At 66.9% G+C, this 18,319-nt stretch carries 17 protein-coding genes and 2 pseudogenes; 14 read left to right on the top strand and 5 right to left on the bottom strand.

The genetic code is table 11. The features are described from left to right. Window positions 1-303: 303 nt before the first annotated feature. The 3 genes from ACIF6F_RS32890 to ACIF6F_RS32880 all read left to right on the top strand — a co-directional run bounded on the left by ACIF6F_RS32890 (window position 304) and on the right by ACIF6F_RS32880 (window position 1,955). Window positions 304-951, top strand: a complete 648-nt coding sequence (locus ACIF6F_RS32890) for a DUF4360 domain-containing protein (protein ID WP_399955536.1) — start codon at window positions 304-306, stop codon at window positions 949-951. A 56-nt stretch (window positions 952-1,007) separates the two neighbouring features. Then, complete coding sequence (locus ACIF6F_RS32885) at window positions 1,008-1,670, top strand: DUF4360 domain-containing protein (RefSeq protein WP_399955533.1); 663 nt, start codon at window positions 1,008-1,010, stop codon at window positions 1,668-1,670. Window positions 1,671-1,769: 99 nt separating this feature from the next. Then, window positions 1,770-1,955: a hypothetical protein gene (locus ACIF6F_RS32880; protein WP_399955530.1), complete on the top strand. Its 186-nt coding sequence runs from the start codon at window positions 1,770-1,772 to the stop codon at window positions 1,953-1,955. Window positions 1,956-2,016: 61 nt separating this feature from the next. Here the strand turns inward: ACIF6F_RS32880 and ACIF6F_RS32875 are convergent, their stop codons facing one another. The 3 genes from ACIF6F_RS32875 to ACIF6F_RS32865 all read right to left on the bottom strand — a co-directional run bounded on the left by ACIF6F_RS32875 (window position 2,017) and on the right by ACIF6F_RS32865 (window position 4,224). Then, window positions 2,017-2,391 carry a hypothetical protein gene (locus tag ACIF6F_RS32875; RefSeq protein WP_399955528.1) on the bottom strand — a complete coding sequence of 125 codons (375 nt, stop codon included), beginning with the start codon at window positions 2,389-2,391 and terminating at the stop codon, window positions 2,017-2,019. Next, window positions 2,388-2,648 carry a hypothetical protein gene (locus ACIF6F_RS32870; RefSeq protein ID WP_399955526.1) on the bottom strand — a complete coding sequence of 87 codons (261 nt, stop codon included), beginning with the start codon at window positions 2,646-2,648 and terminating at the stop codon, window positions 2,388-2,390. Before ACIF6F_RS32870 ends, ACIF6F_RS32875 begins: the two co-directional genes overlap by 4 nt. Before the next feature lie 112 nt (window positions 2,649-2,760). Beyond that, window positions 2,761-4,224, bottom strand: a complete 1,464-nt coding sequence (locus ACIF6F_RS32865) for a hypothetical protein (RefSeq protein ID WP_399955523.1) — start codon at window positions 4,222-4,224, stop codon at window positions 2,761-2,763. A 278-nt stretch (window positions 4,225-4,502) separates the two neighbouring features. Between ACIF6F_RS32865 and ACIF6F_RS32860 the strand changes: the two are divergent. Together ACIF6F_RS32860 and ACIF6F_RS32855 are read left to right on the top strand one after the other, a co-directional pair. Next, a pseudogene (locus ACIF6F_RS32860) lies at window positions 4,503-5,398 on the top strand (IS256 family transposase); the annotation flags it as partial. Between the two features lie 67 nt (window positions 5,399-5,465). Continuing rightward, window positions 5,466-6,195: pseudogene (locus ACIF6F_RS32855) on the top strand (transposase); the annotation flags it as partial. A gap of 151 nt (window positions 6,196-6,346) precedes the next feature. Here the strand turns inward: ACIF6F_RS32855 and ACIF6F_RS32850 are convergent. After that, on the bottom strand, window positions 6,347-7,588 hold the full coding sequence (locus ACIF6F_RS32850) for an MFS transporter (RefSeq protein ID WP_399955519.1): 1,242 nt from the start codon (window positions 7,586-7,588) through the stop codon (window positions 6,347-6,349). 643 nt (window positions 7,589-8,231) lie between these two features. Between ACIF6F_RS32850 and ACIF6F_RS32845 the strand changes: the two genes are divergently transcribed. The 4 genes from ACIF6F_RS32845 to ACIF6F_RS32830 all read left to right on the top strand — a co-directional run bounded on the left by ACIF6F_RS32845 (window position 8,232) and on the right by ACIF6F_RS32830 (window position 11,909). Continuing rightward, the gene (locus ACIF6F_RS32845; protein ID WP_399955514.1) at window positions 8,232-8,708 is read left to right on the top strand and encodes a hypothetical protein; all 477 of its coding nucleotides are present in this window, start codon (window positions 8,232-8,234) and stop codon (window positions 8,706-8,708) included. Window positions 8,709-8,799: 91 nt separating this feature from the next. Continuing rightward, window positions 8,800-9,924 (top strand): hypothetical protein, encoded by a 1,125-nt coding sequence (locus ACIF6F_RS32840; RefSeq protein ID WP_399955511.1) that lies wholly within the window; start codon window positions 8,800-8,802, stop codon window positions 9,922-9,924. A gap of 761 nt (window positions 9,925-10,685) precedes the next feature. Next, on the top strand, window positions 10,686-11,114 hold the full coding sequence (locus tag ACIF6F_RS32835; RefSeq protein ID WP_399955718.1) for a hypothetical protein: 429 nt from the start codon (window positions 10,686-10,688) through the stop codon (window positions 11,112-11,114). A gap of 177 nt (window positions 11,115-11,291) precedes the next feature. Further along, a complete protein-coding gene (locus ACIF6F_RS32830) occupies window positions 11,292-11,909 on the top strand; it encodes a hypothetical protein (RefSeq protein ID WP_399955508.1) in 618 nt (205 codons plus the stop codon). 69 nt (window positions 11,910-11,978) lie between these two features. Here ACIF6F_RS32830 and ACIF6F_RS32825 read toward each other — a convergent pair whose 3' ends face one another. After that, a complete protein-coding gene (locus ACIF6F_RS32825; protein WP_399955505.1) occupies window positions 11,979-12,839 on the bottom strand; it encodes an ISAs1 family transposase in 861 nt (286 codons plus the stop codon). Window positions 12,840-14,130: 1,291 nt separating this feature from the next. Here ACIF6F_RS32825 and ACIF6F_RS32820 point away from each other — a divergent pair. From ACIF6F_RS32820 to ACIF6F_RS32800, 5 genes are all read left to right on the top strand, one after another. Further along, the gene (locus ACIF6F_RS32820; protein ID WP_399955502.1) at window positions 14,131-15,162 is read left to right on the top strand and encodes an Ig-like domain-containing protein; all 1,032 of its coding nucleotides are present in this window, start codon (window positions 14,131-14,133) and stop codon (window positions 15,160-15,162) included. Between the two features lie 245 nt (window positions 15,163-15,407). Next, on the top strand, window positions 15,408-15,776 hold the full coding sequence (locus tag ACIF6F_RS32815) for a hypothetical protein (protein WP_399955499.1): 369 nt from the start codon (window positions 15,408-15,410) through the stop codon (window positions 15,774-15,776). After that, entirely contained in the window at window positions 15,773-16,441 is a 669-nt protein-coding gene (locus ACIF6F_RS32810) for a nucleotidyl transferase AbiEii/AbiGii toxin family protein (RefSeq protein ID WP_399955496.1), read from the top strand. Before ACIF6F_RS32815 ends, ACIF6F_RS32810 begins: the two co-directional genes overlap by 4 nt. Window positions 16,442-17,358: 917 nt before the next feature. Beyond that, window positions 17,359-17,601 (top strand): hypothetical protein, encoded by a 243-nt coding sequence (locus tag ACIF6F_RS32805; protein WP_399955493.1) that lies wholly within the window; start codon window positions 17,359-17,361, stop codon window positions 17,599-17,601. 177 nt (window positions 17,602-17,778) lie between these two features. Next, a complete protein-coding gene (locus ACIF6F_RS32800; protein WP_399955490.1) occupies window positions 17,779-18,285 on the top strand; it encodes a hypothetical protein in 507 nt (168 codons plus the stop codon). The last annotated feature ends 34 nt before the right edge of the window (window positions 18,286-18,319 follow it).

Here is an 18,319-nt window from a genome sequence, read left to right as displayed (position 1 = left end):
TGAGGTTGCCGCAAGCTGCAAGTCCATGACAAGTGCTCCTCCTGGAGCCCTGTGATGCTTTTCGGTCGTTCGAACAGTTTGTTTTTCAGGTGCTCCTGCCGGCCGGTGCGGGGCGCACGGCGGCTCGACCTGGCGCGACGCCGACAAGCGGGTGGGCGAACGGCCGCCGTGCACGATGGCCTGCATCAGTCGCAGAGGCGGAGTGCTCACTCCGCTTGCCTTCACATCACCTTCACGGGCGTGCTGTCATGGCCCCGCCAATCGGTCGGATCTCCGGCCGTACCCCCGAAACGAGGAGGCATCATGGCCATGCGTCGTGTTCTGTTAGGCGGAGCGTTCGCCCTGGCATCGGTTCTGGGCGCGATCCCGGCGCACGCCCAGCCGGTCCCGACCCCGCCGGGGCAGATCACCGTCGAGGTCGAGACCGTCAACGGTTCCGGCTGCCCGCAGGGCACCGCATCGGTGGCTGCCGCCGAGGACAACACGGCCTTCACTGTCACGTACAGCGACTACCTCGCGCAGGCCGGCGGCGGCTCGAACCCGATCGACTCCCGCAAGAACTGCCAGCTCGGCCTCAAGGTCCACGTGCCGCAGGGCTTCACCTACGCGATCGCCCGCGCCGACTACCGCGGCTTCGCCTACCTCCAGCGCGGAGCCTCCGCCCTGCAGCGCGCGAGCTACTACTTCCAGGGCTCGTCCCAGACCACCCGAAGCACGCACGGCTTCGCCGGCCCGCTGGTCGACAACTGGCAGGCCAGCGACGAAACCGACTACGCGAGCCTGGTCTGGGCGCCCTGCGGCGAAGAGCGCACCCTCAACGTCAACACCGAACTGCGTGTCTCCGCCGGAACCTCCAACCCCCAAGCCGTGAGCTTCATGACCATGGACTCGACCGACGGAAGCGTCAGCACGAAGTACCACCTGGAGTGGAAGGAATGCCCGGCCGGCTGACCACCGCTCCCAGCCCGTCACAGCCTGCCCCTCATACACACCTGGAAAGGTCGAAGATGAAGCATGCCTTGACCGGCGGCGCCGCCGCCGCGCTCCTCCTGGCCCTGGCAACCCCGGCGCACGGCAGCACTGCCGGCAAAACGACGCTCCCCGCCCCGCCCGACAAGATCGTCATAGAGCTGGCGACGGTCAACGGCTCCGGCTGTCCGGAAGGCACCACGACGGTGGACGTGGCCTCCGACAACACGGCGTTCACTGTGACCTACAGCGACTACCTCGCGCGGATCGGACCCGGCTCACCGGCCACGGACTTCCGCAAGAACTGCCAGCTCAGCCTGCGCGCCCACGTACCCGGCGGATTCACCTACGCCATTGTGAAGGCGGACTACCGCGGATACGCGTTCCTGCAACCGGGTGCGAACGCGATGGAACGCGCGGGCTACTACTTCCAGGGCATGCCGCAGACGTCCCAGCGCTCGCACCGGTTCGACGGGCCGTACGACGACAACTGGCAGGCCACGGACGAGACCGAGTACAGCGAGTTGATCTGGGCGCCCTGCGGGGAGAAGCGCAACTTCAACATCAACACCGAGCTCCGGGTAAACGCCGGGACCTCCAACCCGCTGACCCAGACCAGCTTCATGACCATGGATTCGACCGACGGCAGCGTCAGCACCGTCTATCACATGGCCTGGAAGGAATGCCCGCAGCCCCAGTAGCCGACTCCGGCGGGCCTTCTGCCTCGTGGCGGAGGGCCCGCCGGCATCCAGACGATCACGTCGTCGCCCAACGCCTTCAGGCTACGAAGAGGACCTGAATTGATCTACAACGTGTTCGCTTACGATCCGACATCGCCCGTCCGCTGGGACAACATCCGCGTCCTGGCCGCAGACTTGGGACACTACCTTGAGTGGATTCACTCACGGGGGTTCCGAGACGTGACCGTCACGGTGAGCCTGCACAAGTTCGGTGCTCTGCCCACCTTCGCTGCGGAGGCCCACTGAGCGCTTGCGAGAGCGGCGAACCAGGCCGAGGAGCCGAGGTCCGGACGGATGGAGCCGGTGACTAGCTGGGATTGAGCGGGTGGATGCCGGTCCCCTCGTACGCCTCCGGTTCGAGGGAAAGCACGGTGACGGCTTCGCCGGATTTCGCGGCCTGCCACGCGACGGCTGCCGGATGTGTGACGGCCCAGTCGGTGCCGGGCCAGGATGCCGCGTCCAGGGCGTGCTCCGCGGTGAACGGGACGTGCTCGGCGAACCGCAGCCGGGCGGCATGCGAGCCGGCACCGGCCACCGCGCGCTCAGCGGCCAGCGTGGACAGGGCCGGGACCAGGACCCTGCCGGCGCCGCGCGAGGACTCGATGTAGAGACCGGTGAAGAACGGATCGGCCCGATACAGGCTGATCAGCGCGGTGTGGTCGAAGACGGCGGTCAGGCTCACGCGGCGGCGCGGCTCTGGTGGGCGCGGATCTTGTCCCAGGCGGATTGCCCGGCCTGCTGCACCTGCTCGGTGTACTCCAGCCCGAGCTCGGCCGCCGCAGCGCGGGCCCGCTGCTCCTGCTCGGCCCGGGTCAGCCGACTGGCGGCGAGCTCCTCGAGGAGCTCGGTGATCGTCGTCCCGTGCTCCTGGGCCAGCAGGCGCAGCCGGTCGCGCGTTGCCTCGGTGGCCTTGATGCTCGTCGGCTTGCTGTCGCTCATACCATCGATTCTACCACCGGTAGAACCCGACTCGCAGGCTTCCGCGGGCCGAGCTCTACCAAAGGTCCTCCTCGGGGTCGGAACGACTCCGCCCTGGTGAATCAGCCCTGCATCAGGTGTTGGCTGATGTTGCCTGTTCGACCATGGCCTGGCGTCGGGCGCGGAACTTGTCCCACACGGGCTGCAGAAGACCACCGAGCACCACCTGCAGGGTGTGTACTGCGTCCCGCTGCGCCTTTCTCTGGACCTCGGCGAGTTCGAGCGCCAGCGTGGACATCGAGGCGAGGACTTCGTTCACGTCCCCCCGGGTGGCCAGATGGTTCACATAGTCCTCGGTGGCGTCGGGAGCACTGGGATTCGGATGCTTGTTCCGACCCTCGGCGACGATCCACTCCAGATCGCCTGGGGCCAGACCGAAGAGATGGTTCCCGATGGTGGAGCCGCTGCAGTGTGGAATGAGGCGCAGCATTGCGCATCGTGCACCGTGCTCCTCGATTCCCGCGACCAGGGCGGGGTTGACGTCGGGCTGGACGGCTCGCTGTCCCAGGGCGAAGGCCACCAGTTCGGCGTCGGTGGTCTCGTCGCAGGTAAGGAAAGCCCCGCCTTCGGTGGCGAAATTGACCTTGTTACTCGGATCGAGCCAGTTCTGCGACATGATGAGCAGATCCACCCGTGCCTTGTCGGTCCCGCTCTTCAGGAAGGTGTGCGCGTAGAGCCAGAACGCCCACCGCCACGTCTCGTTCTCTATGGCCTGGTTCACGGTGCCGGGCAGCACCAGTGCGGGATCCCACAGTTCCCGCGGCATGAACATCCACGCGCTCTTGTGGGACTCCCATTGCTTGGGGTTGGTGAGGTGACCCCAAGCCGGGCCGAAGTCGGTGTACTCCTTGGCCTGCCTGTCCAGCATGATGCCGCTCAACGCCGACTTCGTGACCTGAGGAAGGGCCTCGTACTTCCTGAGGCGATCGCGCTCGTACACGGAATCCTGTTCCTGGTCCGCCTTCCTCAGCATCTCCGGAATAAACCGCCTGTCTTCCTTGGAGAAATTGTAACGGTTATCGGCGCCGCGCCTCTGCTCGTCCTCGAGAGTGTGCTCCTCGATCCCGCCCAATGCCACGGTGAATCCGTCCCTGCCCGAATACGGCTGGCAGGCCAGGAAGTGCATCGTTGTGAGACTGGGGTTCCGGCTCAGGAGTTCATTTACCATGTTCTCCAGGTTCGATTCGGGAAGACCGTCCAGGGTGAGGCGCCCACGCGAACTGAATTCCGGCTTGACCTCCAAGCCCACCATGTACAGGGCGCCGTCCATCTGGCTGGATCCAGCGACCGCAAGGTGGTGGAGGTTGCCCAGGGAGTCGAAGCCAGTCATGTCCAGGTTCTTGGTTCTCGTTTCGGGCGGAATCACATGACTTGCCTTGACCGCCTTGAACCCGCCGACGCTCAGGACTCCGATACCGTTCGTTCGCATCGTGTACGTCGCCGGCTTTCCGTAGAAATAAAGCGTCACGTCCTTGGGGGTGACGAAGTACCTGTTGCTGATTCCCAGCCCGTGCGAAGCGATGTAGGCAGTTTCCATGAATTTTCCACTCACGTATCTCTGGTGCGGTCGGCGTTCTCAGATCGTCGAAACCTGTCGACTCCACGAAATCACTCGCCTCCCGGATTTCCCTACAAGGTTGGACAAGAGAAGAGGCACGCCTCATGGCACGATGGTGTCCCTTGTCGTGGTGTAGCCGATCAAGGTGAGGGAGTGCGCCGGGGGCGCGTGCTGACGTGTCTTCCGCTCCCTGCCAGAGGACGGGCCACCGTGCAACTCTCCGTAGTGAACGGGCAGTTCAACGCGGGAGGTGCAGGGTGGCCCTGTCGCAGCATGACCTACTCCGGTTGCTGGAGTCACTACGCTCGGGGGACGGGCTGGAGCTCGAACGGGGTGTGGCCGAGCGGATGCTCCAGGAGCTGATCGAGGCCGAGGCCACCGCGAGGATCGGCGCGCGGCGCGGAATGGAACGAGCACACCGAGACGCACCGCGCTTCGCAACGGCCGCCCAGGCCGGCGACCTGGACCTTGCGATCCCCAAACTGCGGTCGGGAAGCTTCTTCCCCGCGCTTCTGGAACGGCGCCGCCGCGTCGACCAGGCCTTATAGGCGGTGATCATGCAGGCGTACGTCCACGGCGTGTCCACCCGGTCGGTCGACGACCTGCTCAAGGCCCTCGGCGCGGACACCGGGGTCTCCAAGAGCGAGGTGTCGCGGATCTGCCAGGACCTGGACGGCCAGCTGACCGCGTTCCGCAGCCGGCCCCTGGACCCCGTCCGCTTCCCGTACGTGTATCTGGATGCGACCTACTGCAAGGCGAGGGTCGAGCACCAGATCGTCTCCCGGGCCGTGGTCATCGCCACCGGCATCACCGAGGAGGGCGGCCGGGAAATGCTGGGAGTGATGGTCGGCGACAGCGAACGCGGACTGAGCGGGGTCCGCCTCGTCATCGGCGACCACGGTCAAGGCCATCCGCAAGGTCATGCTCGGAGCCGCCTGCCAGCGCTGCAGGGTTCACTTCCTGCGCAATGTGTTCAGCGTGATCAGCAAGGAAGCGGGCGAGATGGTCGCCGCGACGATCCGCACAATCTTCGCCCAGTCCACAGCCGACGCGGTCCGGGCCCAGCCCGACACCGTCGCCGACATGCTCGGCCAGCAGTTCCCCCAAGGTCAAGGAGATGCTGCTGGAGGCGAAGGACGACCTGACCGCCTTCGTCGTCTGCACGACGAGTGGATCGCCTTCCCCCACCGACCTGCCCGAGGGAAGCATGGACCAGCTTCATGGAGGATGCACCGATGACCAGTGAGAACGTGACCGAGGCCGAGATCAGCAAGGCGGCCGAGCCGCAGCCGGCGAGGGCGGTGGACGACCGGCTGATCGACGAGTTGGTGTCCCGTGCTCAGGCAGAGGGCCTGCAGCTGACCGGCGAGGGCGGGCTGCTGCAGTAGCTGACGAAGCGCTGCTGGAGTCCGCCCTGGAGGGCGAGATCACCGATCACCTCGGCTATGACAAGCACGATCCGGCGGGAAGAACGGCGGCAACTCCCGCAACGGAACTCGTGCGAAGACCGTGCTGACGGACGTCGGACCAGTGGAGATATCCGTGCCCCGCGACCGGGACGGATCCTTCGAGCCGAGGATCGTCAGGAAGCGACAGAAGCGCCTCACCGGCGTGGACGAGGTGGTCATCTCCCTTTCTGCGAAGGGTCTGACGACCGGCGAAGTCCAGGCCCATCTGGCCGAGGTCTATGGCGCCGAGGTCTCCCGGCAGACGATCTCCACGATCACCGACAAGGTCATGGACGGCATGGCCGAGTGGCAGAACCGGCCCCTGGACCCTGTCTATCCGGTGGTCTTCATCGACGCGATCCACGTGAAGATCGGCGACGGCGCCGTCGCCCACCGGCCGATCTACGTGGCCCTGGCCGTCACGGCCGAAGGCCGGCGCGACATCCTGGGGCTGTGGGCCGGCGATGGCGGCGAGGGCGCCAAGCACTCCGAGATCAAGAACCCACTGGCAAGGGCCAGGCCCGCTGGACCATGCGCTGGAAGACCGCCCTCAACGCCTTCGACATCACCTTCGACGGCCGACTCTCCGCAGCACGCCAGTAACCCCGAACCCCCTCGTTACACCGTTCGATTCGACTGACAGACCCCACGGGTCACGACGGGTCCCCAGGTTCAACGCCACCTTCGACGAGGAGTCGTCGGAACGCGACCGTGAGCACCGCCGCAAGTGCCATGCATGCGGCAACTGCCCACATGCCGGCACGGAAGTCGCCCGTGGCGTCCCTGAGCCAGCCGGTGACGAAGGGCGCCACGAATCCGCTCAGGTTGCCGCAGGAGTTGATGAGGGCGATGCCGGCGGCCGCGCCGACCCCGCCGAGAAAGCCTGCCGGCACTTGCCAGAACACCGGGAGGGCAGCGAGCACCCCAGCCGTGCACACGGAGAGCGCAATGATGGCCAAGTACGGCGACTGCAGGTAGAGCGAGCACGCCACGCCCACGGCACCGACGAAGGACGGGACGGCCAGGTGCCACACGCGTTCCCCCTGCCGGTCGGAGTGCCGGGCGTTCCAGAGCATGGCCACTGCGCCACAGGCAAAGGGGATGGCGGAAACCAGGCCGACCTCGACGAGGCCCAGCTTCACGCCGAAACCGTCCTCGAATCCTGCGACGACCTGCGGAAGGAAGAAGGTCAGGGCATAGAGCCCGTACACGACGCCGAAGTACACGGCGCACAGGAGCAGGACCCGGGCGTCCCGAAGGCTGCGGCGCAGCCCAGGGGGGTCGGGAACCCGTGCACGGTCTTCGGACTCGATGGTTGCTGTCAGGGCCTGACGTTCCTCCGGGACCAGCCAGTTCGCGTCCTGCGGCCGGTCCGGCAGGAAGGTCCAGCAGGCGACGGCCAGCAGAATGGAAGGCAGTCCCTCCAGGAAGAACATGGTGCGCCAGCCGGCATCGAAGCCGAGGAATCCCCGCCCGTGTTCCATGATCAGGGTGGAGACCGGGGCGCCGATGACCGAGGCCGTGGGCAGGGCAAGGAGCAGCAGCGACATCATGCGGGCGCGGTGGCGGCGGGGGAACCAGTAGGTCAGATACAGGACCATTCCGGGGAAGAAGCCCGCCTCTGCGGCCCCGAGCAGGAAACGCACGGTGAAGAACGCGGCGGGGCTGTCGATGAAAGCCTGAGCGCTGGCGATGACGCCCCAGGTCAGGGCAATGCGTGCGATCCAGCGCCGGGCGCCGACCCGGTGGAGGAGGAGGTTGCTGGGCACCTCGAAGAAGAAGTAGCCGATGAAGAACAGGCCCGCGCCGAGCCCGAACGCCGTGGCGCTCAGTCCGATGTCGGCGTTCATCCTGAGAGCGGCGAAGCCGACGTTGGCACGGTCGAGGAAGTTCATCGTCGCCAGTGCGCCGAGGAGTGGCAAAACGCGGAGCGCTGTCCTACGCACCGCACCTGAAACGACCGGATCCGAGGTGGCCACGGACGATGGGTTCCACCGGGGGGCCACTCCATGCGCGCGGCATGCGAACGGCGCGCATCCGGGGTAGGCCGTTGCGCCGTTCGGCCTCCGGAGCCGACGAGGTCGGCGACCTGCGGACCGCCTCGCCGAGTTGCTGGGTCTGGCTGGGCTTCAGCACTGGGCCACGACCACCCACCTGCGTCTCACCCACCCCCGTGGCGGGGCGGTCGGCCGGGACCGGGTCGGCGGGGCCGAAAAAGCCGTCAGTCCGAACCGCCGGGGCGAGTGCCCGGTCGGCCGGGCGGGGCCTATGAACCGTCGCACGGTCGCCGAGTACCTGTCGGGTGGGGTTCTGCGAACGGTCAGCCGCGCCAGCGGGCGGTGGACGAGGTCGCGCCGCTGATCGACGCGATGCTGCGGGCGGAGATCCTGACCAAGGGGGCGCTGATCCACGAGCGTCTGGTTGCTCCGGAGGCGGTCGCGTTCTCTGCCCACCGGAGCCGGCCGCCGCGTCACAGCCGGCGGAGACCTGCCAGCACCCCGGCAGAGCGGCGGGTCGGAGACGGGATCGCTGCTGGCCTTGCTGAACCGAGCCGCGGCCACCCAGGTCGAGACCGAGAAGCGGGGCGATATCTGGCACACGGCCGACAACTGGGCCGAGGGCAGCTTCCTGTCGTCGATGAAGCGCATGAGCCAGGCCCTTGAAGTGCGCCGTCTGCTCGACCAGATCCTCAAGGGCGGCCCGGACGCCCGTGCCATCGTGGCCTGCGACTTCAACGCCGAGCCCGGCGCAGTGCCCGTCCTGGCGATCTGCGGGAACGTCGAGGACACCAACAACCGGGACCTGGCCACAAGCGTTCCGGTCCCCATCGAGCACACCATCCCCGCCGACTCCCGCCACACCCTCTGCTACCACGGCCGCGGCCAGCGGCCTCATGGAGGGCTGCCTCGCCGAGACCGGCCTGCCCACAGACGACACCACGAGTTCAACCTCGGCAATACCAAATGGGGGAGTCCCTGTGTTCGACCTTCGGGGGGAGGCGGCTGTGCCCCGTGACGCAGGAAGATCTTCTCTCGTGCCGAAGCCTCCTGATGCGACCTCAGGACTCGCGTGACGGCAACAGGACTCTCGGAAAGTTGAGACATTCGTGAAGACGACAGCATTACTTGTCGGTGCTTCCACTGCAGGCGCACTGCTGCTGTGGGCTCCCATGACGGACGCGGCGACAGGTCCGCCGCAGGCAGGCGCCTCCACTGCCCGCGCCGGTGTCGGCAGCATCGGCCAGGGGGTGGTGCAGGAGAGGAAGTACATTCTGGAACACCTCATCGAGACCACTATCCCCAGCAAGGCTGGCAGCATCAGGGTTCTTGCGCTGGACGGCCCCCCGAACGTCTCCAGCCGGCCTGGGGAGGTCTTCTTCCTTTACGATCCGTCGGAACGGAGCGTCAGCGGGTCGTTCTGGCTCAGCGGTGACACGGCCGCGACGGAGGTCGACGACTGGCGGCAGGTCAAGTTCTCCTACCCAGCCCGGTCTCAGCAGCGCATCGAGGTGCGCTACGGCAGCCTCGCCACCCCTCAGAGAGCCGATGTCGTGGCATCGGTCACGCGCTCGTACGACCGGGAGTCCGCCGAGCCCGTCTTGATTGACGACGCCTTTACCGACTCGGAACAAGGCTGGAAGCAGTTCATCGCCGACGTGCCTGCCGACAGCCCCCTGGACGACTTCGAGCTCCACTACGGCCTCGACCAGATCCCCGCCCCACTGGACGCCATGGGCCGCGCGCTTCACCTGACCGGACACAACCGCAGCGACGACCTTGCCATGTTCGCGACCAAGGAACTCGGACCGCAGCACGGCATCAAGCCGAACACCAGCTACCGCATCGACTACGAATTCGACATTGCCACCAATGCCTACAGCGGTATAGGCATCGGTGGTGACCCAGGCGGAGCGGTGTACGTCAAGGCGGGCGCGGTCTCCACCCAGCCCGCAACCGTGCGTGAGGCGGGCCTGCTACGCGCGAACTTCGACCACGGCGACCAGTCGGAGGACGGCAGGGACGCCGTCGTGCTCGGCAACCTGATCAAGCCGTCAGGCCTCGAGGACGACACCTACGAACTCAAGCACTTCAACAACGCTGACAAGCCGCTTAGTGCCACCTCGGACGCCAAGGGACGACTCTGGCTGGTCGTGGGCACCGACTCCGGCTACGAAGGCATAACTCACGTCTACTTCCCTCGCATCGGCGCTGTCCTCACGCCGCTCCAGTAGCAGGTCTCTCGGCCTTCGTCCGTTTTCATGATCGACAGCCGGGCTTCGCTGACTCTGTGTGAGGTTCGCTGAACGGGCCTTACCGGGTCTGGACACGCGGAGGCATCGACGGATCCGAGTCCACCGCGTCGAGGGACCGTCGATTCACATCTGGCGTTTCGTTGATCATCAGATCTGCCTTTCATGAGATGTCGCGCAACATCCGGCGATTTTCTATTGCCTTCTGGCGTGGGTCTCGAATGGCCATTGTTGCCACGAAACGACGATGACACGGCTCGCCGTACATTGCTTTCGAGCAAGGATCAGGCTTGCCATACTCGACCCAATGCAAGGCGGCGCACCTGCCAAGCCGTCAAGCATCTTGGGAGGTACCATGGTGAACGCAGAAACTGACAATGATACTTGCATTATGGAGGGGTGCTGCCGCCCTTTGGCGCCACAAGATCCCCAAGGTGTGTGCGCTGACTGCAATCCGTACAGCAGCAGCCTCGTCATGAACAACGATCCGTCATATAGATCGTGGCTCCTCGACTGTTGACACACTCGACGTTCCGACGCAGCCGGGCCCTGACCTCACACTTTCGACAACCGAGACACGTGGATCTTGATGGTCCGCTTGTAGCAGCACGGGGCGAAAAGGCCAGGTAGTTGCGGGGATGGCGTTCGTAGCGGTGGTTGAGACGGCGATACCCGGTCAGCGAGGACATCAGGGTTGACGCGCTCTTGCCTGTCGAGATTCTACCGGTGGTCGAATCGATGGTATGAGCGACAGCAAGCCGACGAGCATCAAGGCCACCGAGGCAACGCGCGACCGGCTGCGCCTGCTGGCCCAGGAGCGCGGGACGACGATCACCGAGCTCCTCGAGGAGCTCGCCGCCAGTGCCGCTGAGCGCGCGGTGGCCGGTGCCGGCTCGCATGCCGCCCGGCTGCGGTTCGCCGAGCACGTCCCGTCCACCGCGGAGCACGCCCTGGACGCGGCATCCTGGCCGGCACCGACTGGGCCGTCACACATCCGGCAGCCGTCGCGTGGCAGGCCGCGAAATCCGGCGAAGCCGTCACCGCGCTTTCCCTCGCACCGGAGGCGTACGAGGGGACCGGCATCCACCCGCTCAATCTCGGCTAGAAGACTGATGAAGATCTTGTTGAGGGGTCGTCCGGCCGTGGGCCGGGCGGCCCCTCTGGTTATGTGATGGCCGGTGCGAGGTGCCAGGTGCCGCCTGTGTGGGTGAGTCCGAGGTTGATCAGGCGGCGGAGGTTGAGGGCGGCGGCTCGGGTGTGAAGCCAGGAGTTGTTGTTGATGGTGCCTCGGTAGCGGAGCCGGCGGCTGCCGTGATGTGGCTACTCCGAGCGGTCTACAGTCCAAACCCATGCAGGTGCAACGAGTCTCGAAGGACGCGTTGAAGCATTGCTGTGCATGGTTTTGCGGGATGCTGCACCGGCAGAGCCAATTATTCCTGGAGGAGAACCAAATGAAGCGCAGGGCTGTGTACTTGCTCAGGTTCGGTGCTGTGGTCTTCACGCTGGCTAGCATGGCCTCTGGCCAGGCATCCGCCAGCATCGACCCCGCTCCCTCGGGGGGAAATACTGTGATCGTGGTGAAGGGCGACAACAATCACGTCGCCGGGCGAGATTCGGGAGATGGCAATACTTCTGGAAGCGGTCACACTCTCTCCTCCCCTGCACCCGCATCGACTCAATTTACTGTTACCAACTCAACGGGCCTGGACCTGACTCTCAACTCTTGGGACGGACCGCTCACGCCTGTCAGTGGCGGCAACGACCTGCCTGACAAAGGGCAGATGACCTGGCAGTACACCATCGATTTCAGCAACCCGCAGAACCCTGGACATTTGTACTTTTACGTTAAGCCGGATGGAAGTGATCAGGTCACGGTGTCGTACAACACGTTCGGGGGCGGCTGCTCTGGGAGCCCTACAGTGACGTGTTCTGGAGGCGATCCCAATGTGGTGCTCACACTCGGGTGAGCCGGAACCTGATGAGCCGCGTGTGGTTGTCCGGGGGCGCGGGAGGTGCCTTGTCTGGACGGCGGTGTTTCAGGGCTGAAGCGTTCTCAGCTGGTGGGCGTGATGAGGTCGAGCGCGTCGTCCGGGTCTGACTGGTAGTGATCTACGGCTTGGGCGTGGTTGGTCCGGCCGACAAGGTGGGCCAGGGCTATCACGAGGTTGCGGAAGGTGGCCAGGGCTCGTGGAGCGGTTTCCGGTACGCACCCGGCAGGCGTCTTCGTGGAGGCGGTGTCGCGGATGTGGTGCAGGGCCCTCGATCTGCCAGGGCCCGCGGACGGCGGCGGCGAGCTGGGCGGGGGTGGCCTGCCCGGCTTGCAGGCCGGTGACGGCGTAGGCGCGTTCGAGCGTCACCTGGCCGGTGCGGACATCACGGCGTCGGCGCACGATCTGGAGGGCCTGGACCGCGTGCGGGAAGGTGAGTCCGCCGACGGTAGCGGTCTTCAGCCGGCGGATCTCGTCCCGGCCGCGACCTGCCTCACGGGTCTTGTCCAGGAGGGGAACGTCCCGCCAGGGCAGCTTCTTCAGTGCTGTCTGCAGGGTCGGGTGGTTGCCCTTGACCACGGCGATGTAGTGGGCCTTCTTCTCTTCGACTAGGAAGCGGGCGTGATCGGTCTGCGTCAGCAGCGCGTCGAACGTGACGACTGTGCCGACCAGCTCCAACGGGGCGAGCAGGGGCCGGAACGCGGTGATCTCGTTGCTCTTGGAGTCGACCTGACGCTGGGCGATTACCGTCTTCTCGCCGTGCAGGACCGCCGCAAGCAGGTGGACGGCGACGCGATCGTGGGTGCGCGAGCCGCGCAGGGACTTTGCCGTCCACAGACAGGGCCCGCAGTCCGTCTGCGGGTTCGAACTGACCGGCGAGCCAGTCGCCGACAGCCCGGTCTGGAGCATGGGCGTCGATCCTGGCCAGCAGCCGCCCCAGGCTGCAGGCCCGCGGGACAATCACGACCGGATGGCTTAATTCGCGCTGTTGTTGTGCGTCACAGGCCACGCATCGGTGGAGGTTCGGAATGATCGGCGACCGACCGGGCCGTATCTACCGCACCCGGGCAATTCACGTCGCACGCATCAGGGGAGACTCATGCCAGCGAAGTCCCTGCACTTCACGACAACCGGCCGCCGGTCCTCATGGGTGGCCGCTTTGTGCACGATCGCCGCGGCTCTTCCCGTGGCCCTGTCTGCCGTCCCCTCTGCATACGCCGCCCCTCCCTGCCCCACGCAGTCCGGTGTCCCGGGGACGTATACCTCCGCGAACCAGACCTGCACGTACACGTTCGCCGCGGGGCTCGACCAGTCCTTCGTCGTACCGGTGGGCATCTCCTCGGTCTCCGTTGTCGCGACCGGCGGCAGGGGCGCCGCCGCTCCCAACGGCCCCGGTGGCCCAGGCGGCCCGGGCGGTGCTGGAGCCACCGTCCGCGCCGACGTTCCCGAATCCGTCCTCGACGCGGACCGCACGCTGTACCTGAACGTTGGCGGCAACGCGACCGGTGCCAGTGGCGGGGTGAACGGCGGAGGCGACGCCGGCACCGCCAACGGCGGTGGCGGAGGTGCGAGTGACGTCCGGCTCGAGCTCTCCTCGGTCCCCCTCACCACGACGGACTCCCGTCTTGTCGTCGCCGCCGGAGGCGGCGGTGGCGCGGCCGGAACGTCGGGCTTGGGTGCCGGAGGCGGATCCGCACCGGCTCCCGGTGGCCCGGGTGGTCAGAACCCAGGATTCCCCCCTGGTGCCCCCGGCGGTAGCGGCGGGGGCTTCAACAGCCCGGGCGGGCAGGGCGGGCAGGGCGGAGCGGGCGGCGGCATCACGCGTCTGGGCGGGGCAGGAGGGTCGGCGGCTGCCGACGTGGCCGGCGGGGGCGGAGGCGGCGGGGGTGGGGGCGCGAGCGTGCTCGGCCGCCCGGGCGCGGGCGGCGGGGGCGGAGGCGGTGCCACTGGAGGCGGGGGCGGTGCCCCAACCGGCGCCGCCGGCACTCTCGGTGCCGGAGCTGACGCCCCGGCCTCCGGAGGTGGAGCGGGCGGGGCCGGCTATTACGGAGGCGGTAGCGGCTCCGTCGACGGATCCCCTTCAGGTGGCGGAGCGGGCTCCTCCTTCGCCGACCCCCGGACGAGCGGGCGCACTGTCGGTCCCGGCGCCAACAATCCCCAGCTCGTCATCAGCTACCGTCTGGTCTCCACGACCACGACGGTGACCTGTGTCCCCGACCCGGTCCAGGTCGGCCAGGGCTCGACCTGCACGGCTACGGTCAGTGACGGCATCGCGCCGACGGGCACGGTGGACTTCACCGTCGACGGCGCCCTCGTCGCCGACGACGTACAGCTCCAGCCCACCCAGTCCGGTACCAGCTCCACCGCGTCGTTCACCACGAACACCGACCTCACCGTCGGCGACCACACGGTGGGCGCCTCCTACGGCGGAGACGCCACTCACGCCCCGTCCAGCGGCACCACCACGCTCGCCGTCGCGCTCGTCACCACGACCACGTCGGTTGCCTGCGATCCGAACCCGGTCACGGCGGGCCAGACGTCGGCCTGCACCGCGACAGTGAACGGCGGCGGCGAACCCGCCCCCACCGGCACCGTTGTCTTCACAGTGAACGGGGAATCCGTCACCAGCCCGCTGGTCCCCGGAGCGGGCGGCAGCTCGACAGCAACGTTCACCACGAACACGGCCCTGGCGGTCGGTAGTTACCAGGTGACCGCGACCTACGAAGGCGACGCGAGGCACAGCGGATCCTCAGGGAGCACCACTCTGGCCGTAGGCCTCCTCACCACGGCTTCACTCCTTTCGTGCGTCCCCAACCCGGTCCAGGTGGGCCAGAGCTCGACCTGCACGGTGACGGTCAGTGGCGGCACCGCGCCGACGGGCACGGTGGACTTCACCGTCGACGGCGCCCTCGTCGCCGACGACGTACAGCTCCAGCCCACCCAGTCCGGCAGCAGCTCCACCGCGTCGTTCACCACGAACACGGCCCTGACAGCCGGTAACCACACCGTCGTCGCCTCCTACGCCGGCGACGCAACGCACTCGGGCTCGACGGCCAGCACCTCCTTGACCGTCACACCTTCGGGAGGCGGTGGTAACGGTGGGGGCTCTCTGATCAACCTCAACGGCCTCATCACGGCGTTCAACAACATCTCCGTCAACAACAACATCAAGAGCCCTGGTAGCACCAACATCACCAACCAGCAGTTCCCCCCGGTGTCTTCGGGCAACTGAGTTCCGGCTGCCATCGACGCCTGATCGCGACCAGCCCCCTGGCGGAGGCGACGGACACAGACGTCCACGCCCGCCGTCCAGGGGGCTTCGTCGGAGCCTCTGGCTGCGAGGAGGACGACGCGGGTCTGTCCAGTAAACGGTGTAACCGGTTCGGTTGCTGCCGAGGACCGCTTCCTCCGGTTCGGAAAGGACAGGTCGGGCGAACGGGATGTGGGAGGTAGGGGTGGCGGGGGATAATCACCTTCATGATCGTGCACGAGAGCGGTGAGTGGGGTGCGTCCGCGGAGCGGGTTCTGCGGGCGCGGTATGCGGGGCGGCTGCCGGCTTCGCTGGACAAGCTCGCCGGCCCGCGGGCCGGTGTGGTGGAGCTTCCGGGGCATGTGGCGTGGTCAGGGCTTCGTACCTTCGATCTGGAGCGGCCGCGGCTGCGGATGAGCCTGTACCGGACGGTGCTGGCGGAGGGTCTTCATGAGGATCTTCTGCGTTTCCTCGACCGCGATCTGCTGATCGAGCAGTGGCCCGTGCTGCGGACGCTGGTCAGCCGGCACATCCGTGTCGTGTGGGAGGACGCCTTCCCCGAGCTCGCCACCGTGGCGAGGCCTGCGGCTGCGTGAACCTCACCGACCTGCACCGGCGGCTGCTGGCCGCCGTCGTCGAGATCGGCTCCCGCTATCCGCTGGTGCTGGCCGGCGGCTACGCCGTCCAGGCACACGGGCTGGTCGACCGGCTCAGCCAGGACCTCGACGTCGCCACCCAGGACCCCGCGCCCATGCCCGACATCGCGGACCGGCTGTGCACCGGTCTCGTCGCGCGTGGCTGGCATGTCCGGTTGATCGCCGTCGACCCCCTTCAGGCGCGCCTGATGGTCACCGACCCCGTCACGGGCGAGGACTGCGAGGTCGACATCCTCAAAGAGCACTTCTGGACCACCCCCGTCGACACCCCCTACGGGCCCGTCCTCGCCCTGGACACCGTCATCGGTACCAAGGTGCGTGCTCTGGCCGACCGCGGCATGCCCCGCGACCTCATCGACGTCCGCGCCGCCCACCGCCTCCACAGCCTGCACGACCTCGAGCGCCTCGGCGCCCGGCACGCCCGCGACGACGGCTTCTTCCTCGAAGACCTCCGCGACCGGCTGACCGGATCCGACTGGCTCGACGACAGCGAGTTCACCAAGTACGGCCTCGACGAAACGGCGATCGCACAGCTTCGCTCCTGGGCGCTGGACTGGGCTGCCGACATCGACCAACGCCTCCAGCGCGACCCGCACGACGGCTGACCACCCACCGCGCCCAGGAATTCCACCGGCATGATGCCGTCCTCGACAGGCATGGCCTCAAAGGTCGGGCGCCGGGAGAGGAACTGCTGGTACTGCTCGTCGCCCGGCTCATGCGCCAGGCCGGACTGGCCGGCCGGCACCGCGGTTCGACTTCTCGTCGTGGGGCCGCTCATCAGCCGTCTCCTGGCGGGAGGTACGGGTTCGCCGGTACTCCGGATCGCCTCGCCGATGGAACGCGCGCAGCGCGTCGTACACCCCGGCGCCACCAAACACCAGCCTGCCGATGCCTGAACCGGGCTGCCGCGGGTAGGCGCAGCGCGGCCGCGACGGCGGGCCGTACGGCCCGTGGCCGACCGGGGGCTCCCTCACCCAAGGCGTGGCGGGGCCTCCGGCCTGCGATGAAAAAATGACAAGCCGGTACACCGGCGGTGACCGCCCCAGCGCGCCGGGGAAGGGACGCGTCCACCTGCTCGGGCGTGCCGCCGACGGCGAGCACATCCCGCCCGCCGGGCGCGGATCATGCGCGCGATCTCGGTGAGGTCGTGGTCGAAGAAGCGCAGACTGCCGCGGACGTCCGCGATCAGGGCGGTGGGCAGCAGGGCCTGCCACAGGCGGGATGTCGGCGACCAGTCCCAGGAGCATCCGGTAGATCCGCGGGTCCGTCTCCTGAGACGCAGCGCACGTGCAGGATCGGGGAGCCGGCACCCTGCCGCAGTGCGTGCTCGACGTCCATGGCGGCACCTCTTCACTCACGCTACCGAACATCTATTCGAACAAGCGACCCGATAAATGGAGTCCTAGATTCGAACGGCGCACGATGTGCATCATGATCCACTTCCCTGGCCCAACGGCCTACAGGCGTCCCTTCGCCGCCTCGCCCGCGCCCGGAGCCGGCCCGGGATCCTTTCTTTCCCGTCTTGTTTGTCTATGTTTACTGGACAGGCCCGGGCATCGAGGCAGTCCACCACGTCCGGGACGTCACCTTCGCCGAGGACGCCTCGGAGATCCGCTCCGGACATGGGCCGGCGAACATGGCGACCATCCGGAACCTCGCCATCAGCACCATGCGCTCAGCGGGGCACCGCAGCATCGCCCCCGCCCCGCGGGAGGTCTCCGACACCCCCTTCACCCGCCCCCTCAACTTGCTCAAACTCCCCTGAAATGCGACGAAACCGGCACCATCGGACTTTGAATCAGCCCTGAGCGATGCCGTGCTTCCACTGCTCGATCAAGGTGAACCCGAAGATGCCCAACAGCGTGTCGCTTCAGCACAGGCTTGCCGACCGTCACATTTCAAGGCGTCCTGTCTTCCTCTCTCACTCCGAAGGTGGAAACTCATGAAAGCGAGTGTCTCTCGCGCCCTGCTAGTGGCCCTGACGGCCACCATGGCGTTCACTGGCCCCGCCGTGGCGAGCACGATCACTCCAAGTCCGCCTGAAGCCGCCGCCGGTCACACGATCACGGGTGACCTGACGGGGCATGGAATTATCTACCAGGCCGGAAATGGACACTCCGTCACTGGCGTGTCTACAAACGTGGCCGTCGGGCGCTCCGACGAGTCTGCGGCTTCCGACCTGGTCTGCATCAAGAGCTGGAGCAATCTGCTCACCACCGAACTGCAGCAGAGCGGTATCACGGGGTCGTGGAGTCCGAACAACCCTCCCCAGGGAATTCTCCCCGCCGGTGCCTCCACCACGACCGCGTGTGCCGCTGACGCGACGTTCTCCTACAACGGAGGTCAATACAAGGTCCAGGTTGTGAATGGCGGCCTGGACGTCCTCGGTGGAAGCAGCACCTTCACCGAGAACAGTGATGGCACCTATTCGGTGGTGTTCGACGACTGAGCTTGACGTTTACGTCGCAGGTCACTGAGCCTTT

It is taken from the genome of Streptomyces sp. NPDC086023, from assembly GCF_044540325.1.
GTDB lineage: Bacteria > Actinomycetota > Actinomycetes > Streptomycetales > Streptomycetaceae > Streptomyces.
The sequence above is the reverse complement of the archived record's forward strand: the minus strand, read 5'-3'. Positions and strand labels throughout refer to the sequence as shown.